The 21,922-nt window shown below is 53.1% G+C and carries 15 protein-coding genes; 13 read left to right on the top strand and 2 right to left on the bottom strand.

Going from position 1 to position 21,922, the window contains the following annotated elements:
- Positions 1-8: 8 nt before the first annotated feature.
- Positions 9-2,489 (bottom strand): cation-translocating P-type ATPase, encoded by a 2,481-nt coding sequence (locus ACO064_RS17585; RefSeq protein ID WP_421828558.1) that lies wholly within the window; start codon positions 2,487-2,489, stop codon positions 9-11.
- 287 nt (positions 2,490-2,776) lie between these two features.
- Between ACO064_RS17585 and ACO064_RS17580 the strand changes: the two genes are divergently transcribed.
- The 9 genes from ACO064_RS17580 to ACO064_RS17540 all read left to right on the top strand — a co-directional run bounded on the left by ACO064_RS17580 (position 2,777) and on the right by ACO064_RS17540 (position 12,307).
- The gene (locus ACO064_RS17580; RefSeq protein WP_421828557.1) at positions 2,777-3,697 is read left to right on the top strand and encodes a family 2A encapsulin nanocompartment shell protein; all 921 of its coding nucleotides are present in this window, start codon (positions 2,777-2,779) and stop codon (positions 3,695-3,697) included.
- A complete protein-coding gene (locus ACO064_RS17575) occupies positions 3,681-5,663 on the top strand; it encodes a family 2A encapsulin nanocompartment cargo protein cysteine desulfurase (RefSeq protein WP_421828556.1) in 1,983 nt (660 codons plus the stop codon). The genes ACO064_RS17580 and ACO064_RS17575 overlap by 17 nt, the downstream gene beginning before the upstream one ends.
- Positions 5,664-5,727: 64 nt before the next feature.
- Complete coding sequence (locus tag ACO064_RS17570; protein WP_421828555.1) at positions 5,728-6,543, top strand: serine O-acetyltransferase; 816 nt, start codon at positions 5,728-5,730, stop codon at positions 6,541-6,543.
- A 70-nt stretch (positions 6,544-6,613) separates the two neighbouring features.
- Positions 6,614-7,927: a MutS-related protein gene (locus ACO064_RS17565; protein ID WP_421828554.1), complete on the top strand. Its 1,314-nt coding sequence runs from the start codon at positions 6,614-6,616 to the stop codon at positions 7,925-7,927.
- Positions 7,928-8,052: 125 nt separating this feature from the next.
- Positions 8,053-8,508: a hypothetical protein gene (locus ACO064_RS17560; protein WP_421828553.1), complete on the top strand. Its 456-nt coding sequence runs from the start codon at positions 8,053-8,055 to the stop codon at positions 8,506-8,508.
- Positions 8,509-8,697: 189 nt separating this feature from the next.
- Positions 8,698-9,096 carry an inner membrane protein YiaA gene (gene yiaA / locus ACO064_RS17555; RefSeq protein WP_114404373.1) on the top strand — a complete coding sequence of 133 codons (399 nt, stop codon included), beginning with the start codon at positions 8,698-8,700 and terminating at the stop codon, positions 9,094-9,096.
- A gap of 212 nt (positions 9,097-9,308) precedes the next feature.
- Positions 9,309-10,580 carry a hypothetical protein gene (locus ACO064_RS17550; protein WP_421828552.1) on the top strand — a complete coding sequence of 424 codons (1,272 nt, stop codon included), beginning with the start codon at positions 9,309-9,311 and terminating at the stop codon, positions 10,578-10,580.
- An 89-nt stretch (positions 10,581-10,669) separates the two neighbouring features.
- Positions 10,670-10,876 carry a hypothetical protein gene (locus ACO064_RS17545; protein WP_421828551.1) on the top strand — a complete coding sequence of 69 codons (207 nt, stop codon included), beginning with the start codon at positions 10,670-10,672 and terminating at the stop codon, positions 10,874-10,876.
- Between the two features lie 234 nt (positions 10,877-11,110).
- Entirely contained in the window at positions 11,111-12,307 is a 1,197-nt protein-coding gene (locus tag ACO064_RS17540; protein WP_421828550.1) for a retropepsin-like aspartic protease family protein, read from the top strand.
- A 23-nt stretch (positions 12,308-12,330) separates the two neighbouring features.
- On the opposite strand, the gene ACO064_RS17535 is transcribed toward ACO064_RS17540, so the two are convergent.
- Positions 12,331-12,795, bottom strand: a complete 465-nt coding sequence (locus ACO064_RS17535) for a hypothetical protein (RefSeq protein ID WP_421828549.1) — start codon at positions 12,793-12,795, stop codon at positions 12,331-12,333.
- Positions 12,796-12,858: 63 nt separating this feature from the next.
- Here ACO064_RS17535 and ACO064_RS17530 point away from each other — a divergent pair, with 63 nt between their 5' ends.
- From ACO064_RS17530 to ACO064_RS17515, 4 genes are all read left to right on the top strand, one after another.
- Complete coding sequence (locus tag ACO064_RS17530) at positions 12,859-13,827, top strand: YheT family hydrolase (protein WP_421828548.1); 969 nt, start codon at positions 12,859-12,861, stop codon at positions 13,825-13,827.
- A 156-nt stretch (positions 13,828-13,983) separates the two neighbouring features.
- Complete coding sequence (locus ACO064_RS17525) at positions 13,984-14,937, top strand: D-2-hydroxyacid dehydrogenase (protein WP_421828547.1); 954 nt, start codon at positions 13,984-13,986, stop codon at positions 14,935-14,937.
- A gap of 190 nt (positions 14,938-15,127) precedes the next feature.
- Positions 15,128-17,542: a gliding motility-associated C-terminal domain-containing protein gene (locus ACO064_RS17520; protein ID WP_421828546.1), complete on the top strand. Its 2,415-nt coding sequence runs from the start codon at positions 15,128-15,130 to the stop codon at positions 17,540-17,542.
- A 336-nt stretch (positions 17,543-17,878) separates the two neighbouring features.
- The gene (locus tag ACO064_RS17515; RefSeq protein WP_421828545.1) at positions 17,879-21,895 is read left to right on the top strand and encodes a PVC-type heme-binding CxxCH protein; all 4,017 of its coding nucleotides are present in this window, start codon (positions 17,879-17,881) and stop codon (positions 21,893-21,895) included.
- Positions 21,896-21,922: the final 27 nt, after the last annotated feature.

Genomic DNA, 21,922 nt, shown 5'->3' with positions numbered 1-21,922 from the left:
AGCAAAATTCAGAACCGAACTGCTTTGTAAAGCTCGATCCAGCCCACGCCAACCAGCGCAGCCAGCGCACACCAGCCCAACGACGATGCCGGAATGGAAACGAACCCGAACAACTCCCGGGCGGGTGGCACAAACAAGGTCACGAGCAAGAGCGCAAAAGTCAGCCCCAGCATGAGCCACAACAGGCGGTTTGGGAGTCGAATGGTCTGAAACACCGACTGCGTAAACGATCGGTTTACCAGCGTCAACAGGATGTTGCTCAAGACCAAAGTTGAAAAAACCAGCGTCCGCACCAACTCCATGCTTCCCCCGGCCTGCATGGCGACGTAATAGACGCCCAGAACGGCCAGGGTGATTCCCAACCCCTGCGCAATGCTCCGCCCCAGTTCCGGCCCGGCCAGAAAGGTGTCGGTGAGTGGTCGGGGCGGCTGGCGCATCTGCCCCGCTTCGGCGGGTTCATTTTCGAACGCAATGGAACAGGTCGGCCCCATCACCAGTTCCAGAAAAATGACGTGAATGGGCGTAAACAGATTTTCCCATTTCCAGTTCGCCAGCAGCGGCACCGCCACGGTCAGGATAATCGGGATATGAATGGAAACAATATAGGCAATGGCTTTTTTGAGGTTCTGGTAAATCCGGCGACCCTGCGCAATGGCATCGACCATGCTGCTCAGATCGTCGTTGACCAGCACGAGCGAAGCCGCCTGACGCGCCACTTCAGTGCCGCGTTTTCCCATCGCCACGCCAATGTGAGCGGCTTTCAGCGCCGGGCCGTCGTTGACCCCGTCGCCGGTCATGGCCACCACCTCGCCGTTCTGCTTGAGGGCTTCCACCACCCGCAATTTGGCTTCGGGAAACATGCGGGCAAAAACCGCCGTTTGCTTTGCCTGCTGCCGGAGCGTCGCATCGTCCATTTCCATCACCTGCTGGCCCGTCACAAACGCGTCGGCTGCAGGTAAATCCACCTGCCGGGCAATGGCCTGAGCGGTTTCGGGAAAATCGCCGGTGATCATTTTCACCTCGATACCAGCTTCGGTAAACGCCCGGATCACCGCACCGGCATTGGGTTTAGGCGGGTTTTCAAGAGCAATGAGTCCCAGAAAGGTCCACGTAAAATCATCCTGTTCCGCCGGAAAATGGGGTGGTTCGTAGGTTCCTTTGGCCACGCCCAGAACCCGAAAACCGCCTTCTGACAACTGTCTGGTTAGCTGACGAATTCGATCAGCCACCGCCGGGTTAGGTCGGCAAACCGCCAGAATGTGTTCGACGGCACCTTTCCCCGCCACCATCACCTCGCCGTGTGGTGCTTGCCGGACGTGGGTCATCATGGGGGGAATACCCGCCAGCGGATATTCCTGCACCATCGGGTACTGATTCACCGTTTTAGCCGGATCGGATTCAGAAAAAGCCGCCACAATGGCTTTTTCCATGGCGTCGAAAGGTTCGGTTTCACTCGCCCAGCGGGCGTATTCCAGCACCCGTGTCGCCGAATCGGACAACGGACCGGGCAGCGGGACCAGTACATCCGTTGCGCCATCGTACAACTGCCGGACGCTCATGCCGTCCTGCGTAATGGTGCCGGTTTTGTCGGTACAAATCACAGTAGCTGAACCCAGGCTCTCGACCGTCTGCGGTTGCTTGGTCAAAACGCCCATGCGACTCAGCCGGGCGGCTCCCAATGCCATGAAACTGCTGAATGCCACCGGAATTTCTTCGGGCAGAATCGACATAGCCAGCGTCAGGCTGAATAACAAAGCCGTCACCCAATCGCCGGAGCGGGCGAAATTAATGGCCCACACCAGCGCGAATGCTCCTCCGCCAATCCAGGCCATGCGGATGACAAACCGGTTGATCTGCCGTTGCAGGGGCGTTGTTTCGGTCAGAATGGTGCCGATGCTTCGCCCGATGCGTCCGAGTTCGGTTTGGCCACCAACCGCCGTAACGGTTAGCCACGCACTGCCCGATGCCGTGTTGGTGCCGGCAAAAACCGGGTCGCCGGGTCTTTTGGTAACCGAAACTGATTCGCCGGTCAGGATGGATTCGTCTACCGAAAAGTCATTGGTTTCGTGAATTTGGCCGTCGGCGGGGATGCTTTCGCCCTCTTCGACCAGCACCGCATCGCCCACGACGATGTCTTCCACCGAAATCGTGGTCAATGTTCCATTGCGCCGAACCTGCGCTTTGGGCTGGGTCAGGTCCCGCAAAGCCCCCAAGGCCTGGTCGCTGCGAACGGATTGGTAAACCGAAATACCGGCCACCAGAAAAAGGGCCACAATCAGCGTGATGCCTTCCTCCAGCCGACCAATCCCGAAATAAATCGTACAGGCCACGACCAGCAGGATAAACATGGGTTCGGTAGCAACTTCCCGGACTGTTGCAAAAAGGCCCGAACGGGCATCTGTGGTCAGGACATTTCGTCCCTGTTCAGCGCGTGCCTGGACAATGGCGTCGTCTGTAAGTCCCTGCAAGGGTTGGAAAGTGGTCGGCATTTTTCGGCGGGAAAGGCTACGGGAAACGAATGGTCGGAAAGATACGATCTTGTAACGGAAAACCGAGTGATGTTGAACAGACTGGTCGCTATACACGTCATGATGAATACGAAAAAATCAAACCCATTGAATTTTCGGATCATCCGCTTTTTTTATCTGTTTTAAAGATTCGGATTATTAATTTTTGACAAATCCGTTATTATTGCACCATAATCGTGGATTGCGTTAGCTGATGCCCAATCACTATACAAAATCTATATACTTAATCTATAAACACATACATATGTATGGCAGAACTAAACAAAAAACAAACCGCTCTCGGTGACGTTGCAGCCCGGCAGTTGGCCATCGCAACCCGTACCGTGCCTCAGATGTCAACCATTACTCCGCGTTGGTTGACGCATTTGCTAAACTGGATTCCGGTTGAATCGGGCGTTTATCGGCTTAACAAAGTAAAAGACGCCAATAACGTCGAAGTAGATTGCTCCGGTCGTGACGAACGCCCTCTGCCTCAGACGTTTGTCGATTACATCGAGAATCCGCGGGAATACAATCTCAGTGCCGTTAACACAGTATTGGATGTACACACACGGATATCGGATTTATACAGCAAACCGTACAACCAAATTAGCGAACAGTTGCGCCTGACGATTGAAACCATTAAAGAGCGGCAGGAAAGTGAGCTGATCAATAACAAAGAATACGGTTTATTACACAGCATTGCTCCGGCTCAGCGCATCAAAACGCGGACGGGTGCGCCCACGCCGGATGATTTGGATGAACTGATTACCAAAGTCTGGAAAGAACCAGGTTTCTTCCTGCTCCACCCACTGGCCATTGCCGCCTTTGGCCGGGAGTGTACACGCCGGGGTGTCCCCCCACCAACCGTTTCGCTTTTCGGCTCCCAATTCATTACATGGCGCGGTCTGCCGCTGATTCCTTCGGACAAAGTGCCCATTGAAGACGGCAAATCAAGTATCCTGCTGCTTCGGACCGGTGAAAGCCGTCAGGGCGTTGTGGGCCTCTATCAGCCAGGTTTACCGGGTGAACAATCGCCGGGTTTGTCGGTCCGGTTTATGGGCATCAACGAAAAAGCCATTGCGTCTTATCTGATTTCCTTGTATTGTTCTCTGGCCGTATTGGTAGACGATGCGATTGCCGTACTGGAAGAGGTCGAAATTGGCAAGTATCATGAATATAAATACTAATCCTGCCGACGGTTTTCTGGATACGGAAGCCCTTGAAAATTTAGCGAACGAATTTTTCAAAGCGCTCCCGGGCAGTTCGGTTCCGACCTTTGGAATTTCTCCGCAGCAGGCTGAGCCAAAAAACGTTGCCCCCTGGCAAAGTCAGGGAAACGCGTTTAATCTCGAAAAACCGCAGACCAGTTTGCCCGACCCGCATTTTGCCGGGGGGAAAATCCCGAAATCGGTAGCCGGAAGCGGGGTCTCACCATCGGCGATCCAGCAGAGAAATGTCTTCAACGTGGCGCCCCTGCAGACGACCCAGACCGACCCAAACTTTGCTGGCCAGGGTAAAGTGCCACAGTCGGTGGCAGGAAGCGGTATTTCACCGTCGGCCGGGCATCAGGGTAATGGCGTCGATTTGGCCAATCCGCAGACCAGTTTACCCGATCCGCATTTTGCGAGCCAGGGTAAGGTGCCGCAGTCAGTGGCTGGAAGCGGTATTTCACCGTCCGTCGCCCAAAAGAACCACGCGGGTTTTGCTTTGCCATTTGCCGATCAATCGTTCGAAACGGACTTAACCCAGGCACTCGCGTCGATCAACGTCTTTGCCGTTCAGCCACAGTTACCGGTTTCGGCTCCTTCCGGGTTGAACGAGTATTATTTTCTGGCCGGGAATCATTCGTTGCCGCACGTTCACGAAACGAATCCGTTTTCAACGGCGGCTCCGTCGAACCGCCACGGGATAAGCAGTCTGGGAAGTCCGCCGTTTGATGTCAATCTGGTCAAAAAGGATTTTCCCATTTTGCAGGAGCGCGTCAATGGCCGCCCGTTGATCTGGCTGGATAACGCGGCTACAACGCAAAAACCGAAGCAGGTCATTGACCGAATCAGCTATTTTTACGAGCATGAGAACTCCAATATCCACCGGGCTGCTCACGAACTGGCCGCCCGGGCGACGGATGCGTACGAGGAGGCCCGTGAGAAAGTCCGCCAGTTTCTGAATGCCGGTTCGACCAACGAAATTGTGTTTGTGCGGGGCGCGACGGAAGCCATCAATCTGGTGGCAAAAAGCTGGGGCGAACAGCACCTGCAGGCCGGCGACGAAATCATCGTCAGCCACCTCGAACACCACGCCAACATTGTTCCGTGGCAGCAGTTAGTCGCCAAAAAAGGCGCAAAACTTCGGGTTATTCCAGTCGACGATGACGGGCAGATCTTGCTTGATGAATACGCCAAATTGCTGAATCCCAAAACCAGGTTGGTTTCGTTTACGCAGGTATCCAACGCATTAGGCACGGTAACACCCGCCAAACAGATCATCGAACTGGCGCACCTGGCGGGGGCCAAAGTGCTGGTCGATGGCGCGCAATCGGTGTCACACATGCGGGTCGATCTCCGTTCGCTCAACCCCGACTGGTTTGTGTTCTCGGGCCATAAAGTCTTTGGTCCAACGGGCATCGGCGTCCTTTACGGCAAAGAAGATCTGCTGAACGAAACCCAGCCCTGGCAGGGTGGCGGCAACATGATCAAGGATGTTACGTTCGAGCACACGCAATACCACAACGCGCCTTCCCGCTTTGAGGCCGGTACGGGCAATATCGCCGATGCCGTCGGGTTGGGGGCAGCGCTTGATTACGTCAGCAAACTGGGTATCGATCTCATCAGTCAATACGAACACTACCTGCTGGTCTATGCGACCCGGTTGTTGAAAGAGGTTCCCGGTTTACGGCTGGTTGGAACCGCTCCCGACAAAGCCAGCGTGCTGTCGTTTACACTACAAGGCTATTCCAATGATGAAGTGGGTCAGGCGCTTAACCAGGAAGGCATCGCTGTGCGCACGGGCCACCACTGTGCACAACCTATTTTGCGACGGTTTGGATTAGAAAGTACGGTTCGACCTTCTTTAGCGTTTTACAATACGTGTTCGGATGTGGATACGCTGGTTTCTACTCTCTACCGTTTGTCGGGTAATCGTCAGAAAAAGTAAACGCTGGAAGCTGGCAGGGCTAAACCTCTTGCCAGTTTTCAGGCATTCCAACCAATCGCACGCTATGTCAACGGTCAATGCATTTATCGATGTTCTTCACCAAACTCACAAGGCGGAATGGGAAGCCACACCCAAGATTCAGGATTCCATTGCCTGGCTCGATAACCTCCTTGAGTTTTTGTTTCCCAACAATCGGCTACACAAGAAAGAAACCTACATCGGTATTTTGAAAAAGAATCAAATCGATCTGGAAAACATTCTATTGAGCTATATGGATCCGGAAAAATTTGACATTGAAGCGACGGTAGCGTCTTTTTATGAGTCGCTGGAAACCATTTACAACCACCTCCGGCGCGACGCGAACAAAATCAATGAATTCGACCCGGCGTCAACCAGTGTTCACGAAGTCATTGTCTCGTATCCCGGCTTTTATGCCATTGCCGTTTACCGAATTGCCCACCGGCTGACGGAATTGAATATTCCCGTTTTACCGCGGATTCTGAGTGAAAACGCCCACCGCAATACCGGCACGGACATTCACCCGGCGGCTCAGATCGGTGTTCCCTTCATGATCGATCACAGCACCGGCATTGTGATTGGTGCTACCGCTATCATTGGTGATAATGTATCTATTTATCAGGGCGTTACGCTGGGCGCATTGCAGGTAGCCAAAGAACTAGCCGAAACCAAACGCCACCCCACGGTCGAAGACAATGTCATCATTTATGCCCGCACAACAATCCTCGGCGGCAAAACCGTCATCGGTAAAAACAGCGTGATTGGCGGCAGTGTGTTTTTAACCAAAAGTGTGGCCCCCAATTCGCAGGTATTCAACACCCACCAGCTTCGTATTGAGGTGAAACAACCGGTTCTGGACTAAGGTAGTTTTGTGATTTTTTAACAAATGACTGCCGATTGGTTTTGGTAGGTTTGCCGCCACACCGCCAACCATGAAAAAACCATCTACGCGCACGTTACACGAACTGCAATTGCTGCCCCAGCAACCGGCTGATAAGAGCATTCTGGGCCTTTTTGGTAAAACGCGAACGTATGGAGGACGGGATGCGCTCCAACGTCTCCTGATTTCGCCCTGTAATACGCTCAAGGAGATTGAGGAGCGGCAGGCGCTTTTCCAGTTTGTAACCCGGTATCTAAAACCACTTGCCATCGACGTCGCCCACGCATATGTGCTGGCTGCCGAAAACCACCTGATCAGCAACCTGGCCTGGAGTTCGGCAACGGGCTGGCTGAAACGGCAACAGCGAGCCTGGTGGTTTTCCGGGTTTCATCCGCACGATTTCAACCGGCTGCGGGGCGGAACGGCTGCAATCCAGCTTGTTTTGCGGGCCATCGAAGAAAAAATCGACTGGCTCAGTACGGTGAAGCCGCTTCCGGCCTCGCTCCAGACGGTTTTCGCTACATTGAATACTTTCTTCGACGATCCGGCTATCCGGATCGCTCTGCGTGATTCGGATCATGCGGTCTCGGTTCTACAAGCCGACTTTATCCTCAGACGCCAGAAGAACGACGCGGTTCGGGTTGTGTTCGACGCTTTGTATCAACTGGATGCGTACTGCACCCTCGCTCGTTTTATACAAACCGCCGGTTGGGTTTACCCCCGCTTCGTCGAGACTGAACGGGCGGTTTTTCAGGTTACCGGGCTGGTACATCCCCTGCTCGATGCGGCTGTCACCAACGACTTTAGCCTGACCGCTCCCGGCTGCCTTTCTTTGGTGACCGGGGGAAATATGAGTGGAAAAACCACCTTCCTGAAAGCGTGCGGAATTGCTGTTTACCTGGCTCATCTCGGTCTGGCAGTACCGGCTCAATCACTGCAAATTAACTTTTTCGACGGTTTATTCACCAGCATTCACCTCAGCGATAACCTGGAATTGGGGCATAGTCATTTTTACAGTGAGCTGATGGGCATCAAAGCCGTGGCCGATGCGATAGCCGATCACCAGACGGTTTTCGTCATCGCCGATGAGCTGTTTCGGGGAACCAACCCGGAAGACGCGCTGGCGTGTTCGCGGCAGGTGATCGATGCGTTCATCCGGCAGCGCGGCAGTCTGTTCCTGGTTTCGTCCCACCTCCCGGAAATCAGTGCGACGTATCGAAACAACGACACAGTGCAGCTTAACTGCTTCAGAACGAAGATCGTCGATGGAAAAGTCGTGTGCAACCACCAAATTGAACCGGGCCTGGCGGCCGAGCGAACCGGTCTGGTTTTGCTGGCGCAAACGGGGATTCTGAATGGGTTATAGCGGCCTTTATCAAAAATTGGAATGACTATATTTGTGATTGCACAAGCCAATTCCAACGGTTTTCCGTCGACAGGAGTCTCATGAAAAAAGAAAACGGTCTGCTCCCTTCCTAAACACACAAAACTATGTCCCCCAAATTGCTCCACAAATTGCTGTATTACAGTCTCCTTACTGCAATCAGTGCCTGTACGAAACCGGAGGAGATTGCGCCTGAAAACATAACCCGCATTGAATATTCCTCCTACTTCGGTTTTGCTGGATGGACCTGGAACCTTGCCGTAACCCCAACGGAATATACCTTAACGCAGAGCAATCGACCTGGGGTCATCTGCCGAAATCCGGTTTCTACCGCCGACTGGCGAGACTTGATTCAGGGAATTGACTGGAAAAGTTACCTTAAAGAACGTTCCACGCCCGTGGGGGAGTGCTGCGACCGGGGTTCGGTTTCCATCAGGGTGACCGCCGGGAGAGTGGTTCATCAAGTGGAACGGTATGGTATTTTGAAAGACTCCACCGCCCTCGGAAAACTGTCGGACCGGTTATCGAAACGGCTTGCTGATCAAACAGCGGTTTGTAAGTAATTCATTGGTTCCAGCTACCAACGGAAGCCTGAAAACCACCATTTGTAGCCTCAAAGTAACTCGTTAGAAACTGGCGCTACCGACGGCTTCATTCCGAAGCTATTTTTGTAACCGCTGCTGCCAGTCGACCCGGTTTACGGGCGCGACGGGAAACAACCGCGTTACACACTACAAACAGAAAACAACACAATGAATCAGAAAACATCGGCCGCTTTTGTCGGCGCGTCATGGGTTGCACTCGGCACCGGCATGATTGGGTATCTAATCGGGCTTTGGCGCTCCGAAATGCTCCTAAACGAAAAGGGATTCTACTTTACCGTCCTGATGATGGGCCTTTTCTCCGTCGTATCGTTGCAGAAAAGCGTCCGGGACCGGCTGGAGGGCTACCCGGTGACGGATATTTATTACGGCCTCTGCTGGTTTTCAACGCTCCTCGCCATTACGCTGCTGACCATTGGCCTGTGGAACGCGACGCTGTTGCCGAGTGAAAAAGGGTTCTATGCGTTTGCCTTCATGCTCGGTTTATTCGGAGCCATCGCCGTTCAGAAAAACACGCGGGATAACCAGGAATTTGCGAAGAAAGATTGACTTGGTGGTGAATAAGCCTGGTAGGAGCGGTTTTTAGAAATCAGAAAAACCGGCTTTTCCTTTTGTCGATTCCTTTCCGGTTTGAGTACCAAACCCGATTGACCGGTTGACCAATTCAGCCGGTCGCGGGTCTTTTACGTTTCATGGCGTTTTGCAACCTTTGTGATGCAATCCGGGTCTTCACTCGAACCAACCAGGCATCCGGTTTTACGATGAAACGCTTTCTTTCACAGCCCTTGCTGCTTCTGCTGACGATCCTCCTTTCCTGCAAGGAGAAAGCCGTCGATCCGACCAAACGCGTACGCCCCGTCATGTTGCAGATTGTGGTATCAGGCGCTTTCTATGACCTGAGTTGGGAACCCAATCGGGTGGTTTGCATTACATCGCCCTGCCCCGATCTTGCCGACGTAGAAGCCCAGGAATATGCCGTTCAGATTGCCAAAAGTGAGTTAGGAACGTTTCACACGTACCGAATCCTCGACGCTGACGAAAAATCAATCCGGATTCCAGCTTCGGAGATGGGCGAGCAAATCGTGGCCCGCATTGTCTCGAAAAACGAAGGGGCGCCCCCCGTGAACTCCAATCTGGTTATGGCCAGCACCGCGTTTCTTTCGCAATCGGCTTACTATCCTGGATTTGGCTTTTTAGAAGACGTCTTCGGGGGCGATGTAACCCCGGATGGCACGAAATCAACCTATTCTACCTTTGTTCAGGAAACGCCCGGTACATATGTCACTCCGTTGTACATTGCCAATCTGCAAAATGAGCAGCCCATCACTAAAACACTCGTGAATCGCCAGGGTGCGGGAGCCGTGTTTTCGCCGGATGGCAAACAGTTGGCTTACCCTTCCGGAACGGAGAACGGAATCATGGTGTATGATCTGGTGACTGAAATGAGTCGAACGCTTCCTGTTGCGGATGCGACCCGGATTGTGTCAATAGCCTGGTCGCCCGATGGCCAGTGGCTGGCGTACACGACAGTTTCCAACGAAGAATCCCGCTTGTGGAAAATAGCGACGGCGGGTGGTACCGCCACGGCGCTTACTCCCGTCCTGCCCGTTCGCGAATCGAACTACATCCGGCGAAGCCTCGTGGACTGGTCGCCCGATGGCCAGTTTATTGCCGTATCCCGCGCCCGCAACGCCAACGTCAACGACCAGTGGCGGGCGACGGTTTCGTTATATTCGCCCGATGGACGTGGCGAACTGAGTTATTTTGAAACGCAACCCGGCTGGATCGATACCCATCCGTCGTTTTCGCCCAACGGCAAAATGCTGGCGTTCCTGAGTTCCCGAACCGACCATCTCGCGAAATCGTACAGCCTCTGGGTTCGGGATCTGACGACGGGCCAGGTTCGGCAAATCAAGCTGCTGCCGGGTCTGAACCCATCGGAGGAGTTTGCACCGCGCTGGGTTGGCAATGAGCGGTTGATTTTCAGTGCCGTTGTGCAGGGCAAGAAAGGGTATTATTCCGTGTTTTTGTGACAACTGAGCCTCACTCCCGAGATACAATCGTGTATAGTATACTGGTAAAAAGCCGTAGTTAGTTATTTTTGTGTAAAAAGAATGCTGCCATGACAAACGACGTTCACTATCAGACCGGAAAAATGGTCAAAGATCCGCGCACGATGAACCCTAAGGAACGAATTCAGTGGCAAAAGCAGTGCGCTCAAAATGCGCGGGATTATCTTTTCTCCATTAACCAGCCTTTAGTCTATAAGCGTCCAGATGGACATACGGTCGCGGAGTACAAAAATGGCCAGATTGTGGTCGTTCGATGACGATTTATTTGGTTGCGGGGCCGCCCGGCATCGGCAAAAGCACAAACGCCAGAGAGTTGATTCCTACTGGAGTATCTCTAACCTGTTACTCCTATAAAACTCCCTTCACTTCCTCAAAACCCCATTCCCACCAAATCGGTTGAACAACTCCGGTATGATATTGACGATGCTTTAAAATTTTGCTTCAAAGTCAAGCACATTACATGTTTGTGCAAACTTATTACAAATCAGTTTATGCCATCTATTCTTTTTAAGACCTGCCTTCAGTTCGCCCTAATTTTGGCTATTTCAAATTTACAAGCCCAAACAACCACCTACTGGTACAACAAATCCAACCAACCGTTTTGGTTTGATACCACAAATGTAGATAAGCCAGCGCGTAATTTTTTCAAAGCCCTGGAATTGGGATTGGTAAATCAGTTTGCCCAAAGTGCAACCCTGCTGTATCCCATCGCCACTGACACCATCAATCCACTAGCAAAACCGGCTCAATCTCAACTAGCGCTTCTCTACTTCTTCCAGAATCAATTTCAAAACTTACTTGACCTTTCTCAAAAAACGAACAGTAAGATCAACTTCTATGGTGACGCCCTATTTTTCAACTCTTTACCATCACCCATGCTCACTATTAAAGCCGCTAGTTGCACCATTCCGTTTACAATCAGACGCAAAAGCCTGATAGTAGTGGACGTATTGATTCAAGGTCGACACAAGAATTTTGTGCTAGATACCGGTTTTTCGAGAACTGCTATTAGCCGACAGCTAGCTGCCGAACTGGGACTGGTAATCCACGAAAGTAATAGCCCTGTCAGCACAGCAACTGGTTCAACTCAGCTAGCTATTTCTTCAATTAAACACCTTGAATTGGGTAATATTCTGCTCGAAAACTGGCCTGTTTACTGCTATTCCTCATTTCCATTCAGACATATAGACGGCGCAATCGGATTGGATGTACTCCGGCAGATTTCTTATACTGTTAACTTTCCGCAAACCCGGCTCACAATAGATCAATCCGTTGTTGACAGTTCGCTAACGAAAAACTTATTTGGTTTATGTATGCCAATGATGGCGATCCAAGTGGCAAACGACCAACGACTGGACGTGTTTTATGATTCGGGATCAGATGGATTCGAATTAAATAAAAAGGCGATAACGAAACTGAAGCCGTTGCCAATTGGTAGAAAACTTTTCGTTATAAGGGGAATCAACAAAGGCATTTCAATACGAATAGGTAACCGGGTGAAGCATTTAAATCTTATGCAAGACGGTTATTTACTGCCTTGTAAAAATTTACCGATTACCAACCGGGAGGATGATGTGTTTCTGATACCAACCACCGGAATAATGGGTAATCGTCCATTTATTAAAGGATTACTGAGGATTGATTTCCCAAATAACCACTACGCTTATTCTTCAAAAGTATCACCATAGCAACAAGCGTCCACTACTTTCCCTCACTTCCGCAAAAGCCCATTCCCGCCAAAGCGGCTGAACAGTTCCGGTAGCTGATAGATCGCCAGCGTAAAGACAATGCCCCAGAATACGGCACTGATCAGCATATAACTGAAAATCAGTGACCGATTTACCTTAAACGAAACCGCCAGGATCGTTCCGCCGATAGGCGTCAACAGCAGGGGCGTCAGGAAGGCAATGCCCACCATCCCGGCGCGTTTCCAGATCTTCACCGCCAGCCGCGTCCGGGAAGTGAACCGCTTGGGAGCCGAACGCCGAAACCGGGCCATCAGAAGTTGCAGGGCCGTGCCCGCATACGTCACCAGCACCACGCTGGCCATCATCCCGACCACTGTAAACAGCCAGGTTTCCAGCCACGTCAGACCCACCGCGACGCCGGTTACGGGGCCGCCAACAAACTTCAGCATGCTGGCTACTAAAACCGATAAATACTTTGCAATTTCCATAAGGGAACCAACCGGACTAAATTTCGTTAAAATTAACAGCATTAACGACTAAAAGGTTACGGCATGCCGGTTCTCCGACATTCTTCTTACCCCGGAGCGCCCCGGTATTTGATCAATGGTCATTTTGAGACCATTATTCCCAGCATCCTCCGCAAAATAGATGGCGTGGTGTATGAACGGGAACGGCTTACACTGGCCGACGGCGATTTCGTGGATCTCGACTGGATCGACCGACGACGTGATAAATTGGTCATTATGACCCACGGGCTGGAGGGCGACTCCAACCGGCATTACATCAAAGCAACGGCCAAACTTTTTGTCCGGCAGGGCTGGGATGTGCTGGCCTGGAACTGCCGCTCGTGCAGTGGCGAAATGAACCGGGCGTTCCGGCTCTACAACCACGGCGAAATTGGCGACATCGCCGAAGTGATCGACCACGTGCTGCGGACCAAACCGTACCGCGAAGTGGCGCTCGTGGGCTACAGCATGGGCGGAAATATCGTGCTCAAATACGCGGGGGTTCACGGCAGGGAGTTGCCCGACGTCATCCGGAAAGTCGTGGCGGTTTCGTCGCCGACGGACCTGGAAGCCAGTGCTAAACAGCTCGACCTGCCCCGAAACCGGTTTTACCGCAATCGGTTTATGAAGAAACTGATCATTAAAATGCAGCAGAAAGCCGACCTCTTTCCGGGAAAACTCGACATGACCAATCTGCAAAAAGTCCGGCTCTGGCGCGATTTCGACCACCATTTTTCGGCTCCGGTGAACGGCTATCGTGATGCGGATGATTTCTACACGCAAGCTTCGGCCGTTAACTACATGGCCGGGATCGCCGTTCCGACGCTGCTCATCAATGCCCAGAACGATCCGTTGCTATCGCCCGAATGTTCGCCCGCGTGGCTGGCCGAAAAACACCCGCATCTCTACCTCGAAACGCCCAAAACCGGCGGACACGTGGGTTTTGCCGTTCGCGGGGATGAATTCTCGTGGGCCGAACGCCGGGCATTGGCGTTTGTGATTGGGTCTGTTTAGGAAAAAAATAAAGAATGATAAATATCAAATGATGAATGATGAATGTAAAAGTAGTTTCCAATCCGGCACTTTTACATTCATCATTCATCATTTGATATTTATCATTCTACGAAGCCCATTTTCCCCGTATCTTTCAGCATCATTTCCCCTTTGCCCATGAACCTCGTTTACGCTGACGCCTATACCCTGAACCCCGGTGACCTCGACTGGACGCCCCTCAAATCCCTCGGCAACGTTACGCTGCATGACCGCACCGCCCCCGACCAACTGATCGAGCGATTGAAAGAGGCCGATATGGTGCTGGTCAATAAAGTAAAAATGAACCGCGAGACGCTGGAACAGCTTCCCAAACTGCGGTACATCGGCGTGACGGCCACCGGCTACGACATCATCGACGTGAAAGCCGCCCGCGAACGCGACATTGTCGTGACGAACGTGAAAGGCTACGGTTCTCCGTCGGTGGCTCAGTTGACCATTGCATTGCTGCTCGAACTCACCAACCGGGTGGGCTTACACGCCGACAGTGTGCGGGCGGGCGACTGGACCCGGAATCCGGATTTCTGCTACTGGAAAACGCCCCTGGTCGAACTGGCCGGTAAAACGCTGGGCATCGTCGGTTTTGGCGACATTGGAAAAAGCGTGGCCTCCATTGGTTTGGCTTTTGGCATGACCATTCTCGTCAACCGCCGTCACACCGACGAGGAGCCGCCAGCCGGTATTCGCTACGTCGATCAGGCAACACTTTTTGCTGAAAGTGATGTGGTGTCGCTGCACTGCCCGGTCACCGACGAAAACCGGGCCTTTGTCAACCGCGAGCTGCTGAGCCGGATGAAGCCCACGGCTTTTCTGATCAACACCAGCCGGGGAGCCCTCATCAACGAACCCGATCTGGCCGAAGCGCTGAATCAGGATCGGCTGGCGGGGGCCGGACTCGACGTCGTGACGGTAGAGCCTCCTTCGGCGGGCAATCCCCTGTTTTCGGCCCGGAATTGCATCGTTACGCCCCACCTGGCCTGGGCCACGCAGGAATCACGCCAGCGGCTTTTACACGAAACCGCCGAAAACATTCGGGCTTTTTTCGCCGGGAAACCGCGGAACGTTGTGAATTAGCCCACCAGACTCTCTCCTATTTTCTTTGCCCCGCAACGCTTTGCGGGGCTTTTCGGTCTTATACAGTATACCGTTCCGTCAATTTCGGTAACTTATAGACTCGAAACTTCGTATATTTTCGATTCATAAGAATACGCACCCTATTCCGTCAGCAAATTTTTTATGCTTCAACCTTCTACGAAACTGTATTATGACTGTGTTGTTGGGTCGGTTCACGCCAGGTGTTCCGGCATTTCGGTGGCTTTGGGTTGCCGTTTCTAGTCTATTTCTGAACCTTGCTCTGCCACAAGATGGCTTCGGGAAACACATTTATGGGGGCGATATGAGTCTGCGGGCCACGACCCGTACCAATTACTACACGCTGACGCTCACCTTGTATCTGGATCAGGCCAACTCCACGCCCGACACCTACGAACGCGAGATTATCCTCTATATTTTCCGGAAAAGCGATCACGTCCGCGTCAATACCGCAACCGTCCGGCAAACTGGTTCCCAGCGGGTTCGGTACGACAACCAGGCCTGCGCCGATCTGCGCAACCTGAGTGTTCTGGGCATGAACTACAGCACTGACGTTTACCTGAATCCGGCCACCTACAACGATCCCGGCGGTTATTACGTGGTCTGGGATCGCTGTTGCCGCAGTGCCGACATCAGCAACATCCAAAATCCCGGTGGCGAAGGCATGGTGTTTTACATGGAGTTTCCGGCCATCGTGCGCAGCGGTTCCGCCTTTCTCGACTCCAGCCCGGCGTTCAACTTTCCCAACGGTGAATACATCTGCGTTGGCAAACCGTTTAAACTGGATTTCAGCGCCACCGACGCCGATGGTGATCAACTCCGCTACTCACTGGTTACGCCACTGGCCGGTTACACCGACAATACCCCCCAGAATACCGTTGGCGACGGGCGTTCGCACACGACTTATCCGGAAGTAAACTGGTCGCCGGGCTACAGTGCTGCCAGTTCCATTCCCGGAAATCCTGCCTTGAAAATTGATCCGCAAACGGGTCAGTTGAGCGTAACCGCCAGCCAGACGGGGCTATTCATTTTTGCGGTCTTGTGCGAAGAATACCGCAACGGCGTTCGGATTGGTGCCATCCGGCGCGAATTCCAGATGCCGGTGGTCGACTGCGGCAACAACACGCCCCCCCCGCCCATCATCAGTTACCGAAACGTCGAAACGCTGGATTTGCCTTTCTGCGAAGGGGCCACTGCCCTGCTTTCGACCGAGACAAACCCGCTCTGGTCGTATCAGTGGCAACGCAACGGCTCCAACATTCCGGGGGCCACCGCCCCGACATTGACCGTCACGGAAGCTGGCGATTATGCGGTCGTGAAGAGTTTTGCCACCACCTGCGGCAACGATACCACGTCAAAAATCACCCGGGCGAGGGTCTTGCCTCCGCCCGCAGCCAAAATTACACCAGATAAAAAACCGCCCATTTGCGAAGGAGCATCACTGGTGCTGTCGGTTCCGCAGGAGAACGCGGTGACCTACCAATGGACGGCGGACGGTACGGTTTTGCCGGGCGCCACCGGCACCTCGCTCACCGTGACCAAAACCGGTTTGTACGGCGTCCGGGCCACATCCTCGTTGGAATGTACCAACCGCGACAGCCTCTCGGTTGTCGTCAATCCGAATCCCAAAGCGACGCTGACCAGTTCGGCTTCGGCGATTTGTCAGGACAAGGAAGTCCGGCTGGATGCCACAGTCGGCAGCTCGTATCAATATGAATGGTACTTCAATACGGCCTCGCTCAACACGAGTGATGCCGCCACCCGGCTGGTCGGACAAGGGGGCACCTATCAGGTTCGGATTACGGACGGCAACGGCTGTCAGGCTCTCTCGGCTCCCTTAACGTTGGCGATCATTCCGCGTCCGGCCATGCAGTTCGACAGCCTGGCTCCCGTGTGTGCGACCCGCTCCGAACCGCTGCTGCTGGTGGCCAGCCCGGCGGGTGGGACGTTTTCGGGGCCGGGGGTAACGGGCAGTCAGTTCGATCCCGGCAAAGCCGGAGCCGGTTTGCACACCATTACCTACACCTATGCCGGAACCTCGGCCTGTCCGGTTACGATCAGCCGGCAAATCCGGGTTGAACCGCCCGCCGATGTGAACCTGCCGGAGCGGGTAAGTGTGTTGATGGGCAGTACGGTTACGCTGAAGCCAACCGTCAAGGGACAAACCACTGGTTTTCTGTGGGAGCCACCTGAAAGTCTGTCGGACCCCACCAGCCTGAATCCGGAGGCCAGTCCAGAAGCTCCAACCACCTACAAACTGACGGTTTTGGCCCCCGGCGATTGCCGGACGGAGAAAAGTGTGCTGGTCGATGTGCTGAAACGGATGTTCATTGCGGACGTTTTTTCACCCAACAACGACGGCATCAACGACGCGTTTGAAATCCGCAATACCGATCAGTTTCCCGATTGCGAAATCACGATTTACAACCGCTGGGGTGAGGTCGTTTTTCATTCGAAAGGCTACGACAAACCGTGGGATGGCACCTACCGCAGCCAGAAGGTTCAGTCTGGGAGTTACCATTACCTGATCAGAACCAACCAGCCTTTGCTGCCGGAATATCGGGGAGCGGTTTTGGTAACGTATTGATTCGCTTCGCTATTCGTTCTTGTCAAATTATATTCCATCGAATCCGCTTGATCTAATGGATTGGATTTTTAGCTATTTTTTACCCCGGAGGGGTATTCTGTAAATAGAAATGCACGATCTATACCGCCGATTTAAGCCCCGGCGGGGCGTTCTACGTTTTATTAGGACGCCCCTGCCGGGGCTTGGAATACGGATTTACCGACTGTTTCTATTTACAGAATACCCCTCCGGGGTAAACAGAATGGCTAAATCCTGAGGGTGATTATCGAATGGAAAGTAGTATCTAAAAGGCTACCGGCTTTTACGGATGAATTACCCGATACCAACGCCTGAGCCATGAACCGGTACTTCCTGAAAACCAGCCTTCTGATTCTCCTACTCAATTATTTTGCCTCGAACCCGGCAACGGGACAAAACAAGGCTGCGGTATTCAATCCCCAAAAAAACGACCACATCATTCTGCTCGGCAACACCTTTGCCGACCGGATGCGGTATTACAATTATTTCGAGACCTTACTCCAGAAGAATTTCCCGGACCGGCAACTGACCCTGCGGAACATGGGCTGGAGCGCCGACGAAGTGGCGTTACAACCGCGTCCTCTCAACTTTCCGTGGTTTGGCGAAGACGCCCCCAAAACAACCGACGATCCGCAGGACCTGTCGTTCCGAAGCTGGTACGACAAACCGATCAAAATGCCGGTGGCCCTCAACATCGAAGGTTTGTATCATGATTTAACGGAACAGAAAGCCGACATCATTTTCCTGTGTTTCGGCATGAACGAATCGTTCAAGGGAAAAGCCGGATTGCCGCAGTTTGAACAGGATTTAAGCCGGTTTATTCAGCTCCTGCAAGCCCGAAAATTCAACGGAAAATCGGTCCCGCAACTAGTGCTGGTTTCGCCCATTGCCCACGAAAAACTCGGTGGACACTGGCCCGACCCGGTTTCACACAACGAGAACCTGGCGGTTTATACCGAAGCCATGCGGAAAGTTGCGGCATCGCACCAACTTGTTTTCATCGATTTGTTCAAGCCTTCGCTGGCCCGGATGACCGCAAAACCGGGTGGCTTCATCACCATCAACGGCATTCACCTGAATGACAAAGGCTATCAGGAAACGGCCCGCTGGATGGCGCGGCAACTGGGTTTCGACCCTAAAACCGTCGCGGTAAACCTCACAACGGAGCATTCGACAAAGCTACGGCAGGTGATTAAAATGAAGGACGATCATTTTTTCTACCGCTGGCGGGCCGTCAATGGCGAATACATCTATGGTCGGCGGAAAGAACCGTTCGGCGTCATCTCGTTCCCACCCGAATTGCGGAAACTGAACCGGATGGTGGCGTCGCTCGATTCAGTGGTCTGGAAACTGGGGAAAAGCTCAGGAACCGAAGCGTACAACCGGGCCTTGGCGATTGTGGACGAGCGATCCAACCCGGCGGCTCAGGCGGCTTTTCTGGTGACGCACATGACCGGCAAACAAAGCCGACCACTCGCCAAAGAAGCCCACGCCCACCACCATTCCATTGCCGAAGGTCCATTGCAACCCGCTACGACCGAGAAGTTTACGTTACCCAAAGGCTACGAAATCAATTTGTTTGCTTCCGAAAAAGACTTCCCGCTGGCCAAACCGGTGGCGATGGCGTTCGATGCCAAAGGACGATTGTGGGTGGCCACAATGCCGACCTATCCGCAACACATTCCGGGCATTCCGGTACACGACAAGATTCTGATTCTGGAAGATACCAACGGCGACGGACGCGCCGATAAGCACACGGTTTTTGCCGACAATCTGTATCTGCCACTGGGGTTTGAGTTTGGTAACGGCGGTATTTACGTGTCGCAGGAACCGGATATTGTGTTTCTGAAAGACACCGACGGCGACGATAAAGCCGATGTGCGCGAGGTGGTTCTGACGGGTTTCGGCGCGGAAGACAGCCACCATGCCACCCACGCGTTTACGTACGGACAGGACGGCGCACTTTATTTTCACGAAGGAACGTTCCTGAACACGCAGGTCGAAACACCCTACGGTCCGGTGCGTACCTACACCGGTGCCACCTACCGCTACGAGCCCCGAACGGGCAAATTGAGCCAGTATATTTCGTACGGCTACAATAATCCCTGGGGCAATGTGTTCCAGCGCTGGGGCATTCACCTGATCGCCGATGCGTCGGACGGATCGAATTATGACGCCACACCCCTGCGCGGGAAAATCGATTACCCCGATAAACACCCCCGAATCAACACGTTTACCACGACGCGGGTGCGCCCGACGGCGGGCATCGAAATCGTGTCGAGCCGTCATTTCCCGGACCATGTGCAGGGTAATTTCCTGATCAACAACGCCATCGGTTTTCAAGGAATCAAACAGCACCAGCTCATCGAAACCGGGTCGGGACTGACGAGCAAGGAAGTAGAACCGCTGCTGCAATCGTCGGACCCGAACTTTCGCCCAGTTGATTTGAAATTTGGCCCCGACGGCGCGCTTTACGTGGTGGACTGGTACAATCCACTGATTTCGCACGGCGAAAACCCACCGCGCGATCCGGCCCGCGACAAACGACACGGACGCATCTGGCGAATCACTTACAAAGCCAATCTGTTGCTAAAAACCCGAGACATTTCCGGGCAGACCATTCCGAACTTACTGAACAATCTGAAAGGGTACGAAGATCGGTTTCGGTATCGCTCGCGGATGCGGCTCCGCGAACAGCGTCCGGAAAAAGTGATACCGGAACTTCGCAAATGGGTCACCAATTTAGACAAAAACCATCCCGACTACGAGCTTCATCAACTGGAAGCATTGTGGCTTTTTCAGGATTTCGACATCGTCGATGAAAGCCTGCTGACGACCTTGTTACACGCCAAAAACTACCGGGCCAGAGCGGCTGCGACCCGCGTACTTTTTTATTGGAGAGACCGGCTGACCAATCCGCTGGAACGGTTCCGGGAGCGAATCAACGACGAATCGCCCCGGGTTCGACTTGAGGCCATCGTTGCCCTGAGCCATTTTTCCGGTGAAAAAGCCCTAACCACGGCATTGGATGTATTGAAATATCCGACGGATTATTCCCTCGACTACGCGATCAATGAGACGTTTACGTATTTAAAACCGGTCTGGCTTGCCGGTTTTAAACAAAATCCGGCGTTTCTGACCGACAACCCCCAAGCCGCTGCCTATCTGCTGGAACGCGCCACGGCCGATGAACTGCAATCGTTGCCCCAAACGAGTACGGTTTTAAACGCTTTGCTCACTAAAAAAAACGTAAAACCGGCGTTGAAAGTGCAGGCCATCCGAACGCTGGCCCAGGAACGGTCGATCAGCCCGGTGGAATTTCTAATCGGAACCCTACTTAAAAAACCGGAGCAGGAAGATGACAAAAGCGGGCAAACCGGTGGCAATGACATGGTTTCCATTTTGTTGAACTGGAACCCGACGGAGTTGAAAGCGGCTGAAAATCAAATTCTTGGCTTATTAAATATCGGTAATCATTCGACCCAATCAGCCGCTTTTGCAGCCCTGATTACCCTCGACCAGTCGGATCAGCGGGTTTGGTATACGGCTTCTCAGAATACGGCGAATCTCGTGAATTACCTGTACGGTATTTCCAGGCTGACCGATCCAAATCTGCAAACCGCGCTTCGTGAAAAAGTAAAAACACTGACCCGCGAGGTGCCCGAAGAACTCCGAAAAAAACAGTCGGATTTGGGTCTGACAGGAACGGTTTCGCCCTTTTATCCGGTTTATGCCACGGCCTACGAGGTGTTGTTTTCGATGCCGGTCCACGAGGCCGAACGCGGTGCGGTTCTGAAAAATTTTATGGCCTGGCTGGATACTACGCCCGATAATCAGCGGAATACTATGCCGTACAACCAGGCGATTACGCTCGGCAAAAAACTGGCGCAAAAATTACCGCCCCGGGAAGCCGCTGCTCCGCTGGCCATTCTCGACAACAGCGGAACGAAAGAGGTTCGGCTGGCGGCTGTTCCGGCCAAAATGCTTTTCGATCAGGACACCATCCGCATGCAGACCGGCCGGTATGTTTCGCTGGTATTTGAAAATCCGGACCTGATGCCCCATAATGTGGTCATTCTGAAACCCGATGCCGTGGAGAAAGTGGGCCAGGCCGCCGACGCCATGGCGACCCTCAAAGACGGTTTTGAGAAGAACTTTGTTCCCAACCTGCCCGAAGTCCTGTTTGCGACACCACTGGTCAATGCGGGCCAAAACTACCGGCTCGAGTTCAAAGCCCCGGATGTTCCCGGCCATTATCCGTTTATTTGTTCTTTCCCCGGCCACTGGCGGGTGATGAAAGGCATTCTGAAAGTAGTAAAACCGCCGGTCAACTGAGTAGGTGTTGGTTGGATCAGCTTATCC

This window comes from Larkinella sp. (genome assembly GCF_965227735.1).
GTDB lineage: Bacteria > Bacteroidota > Bacteroidia > Cytophagales > Spirosomataceae > Larkinella.
This window is presented reverse-complemented; position numbering and strand designations above follow the sequence as displayed.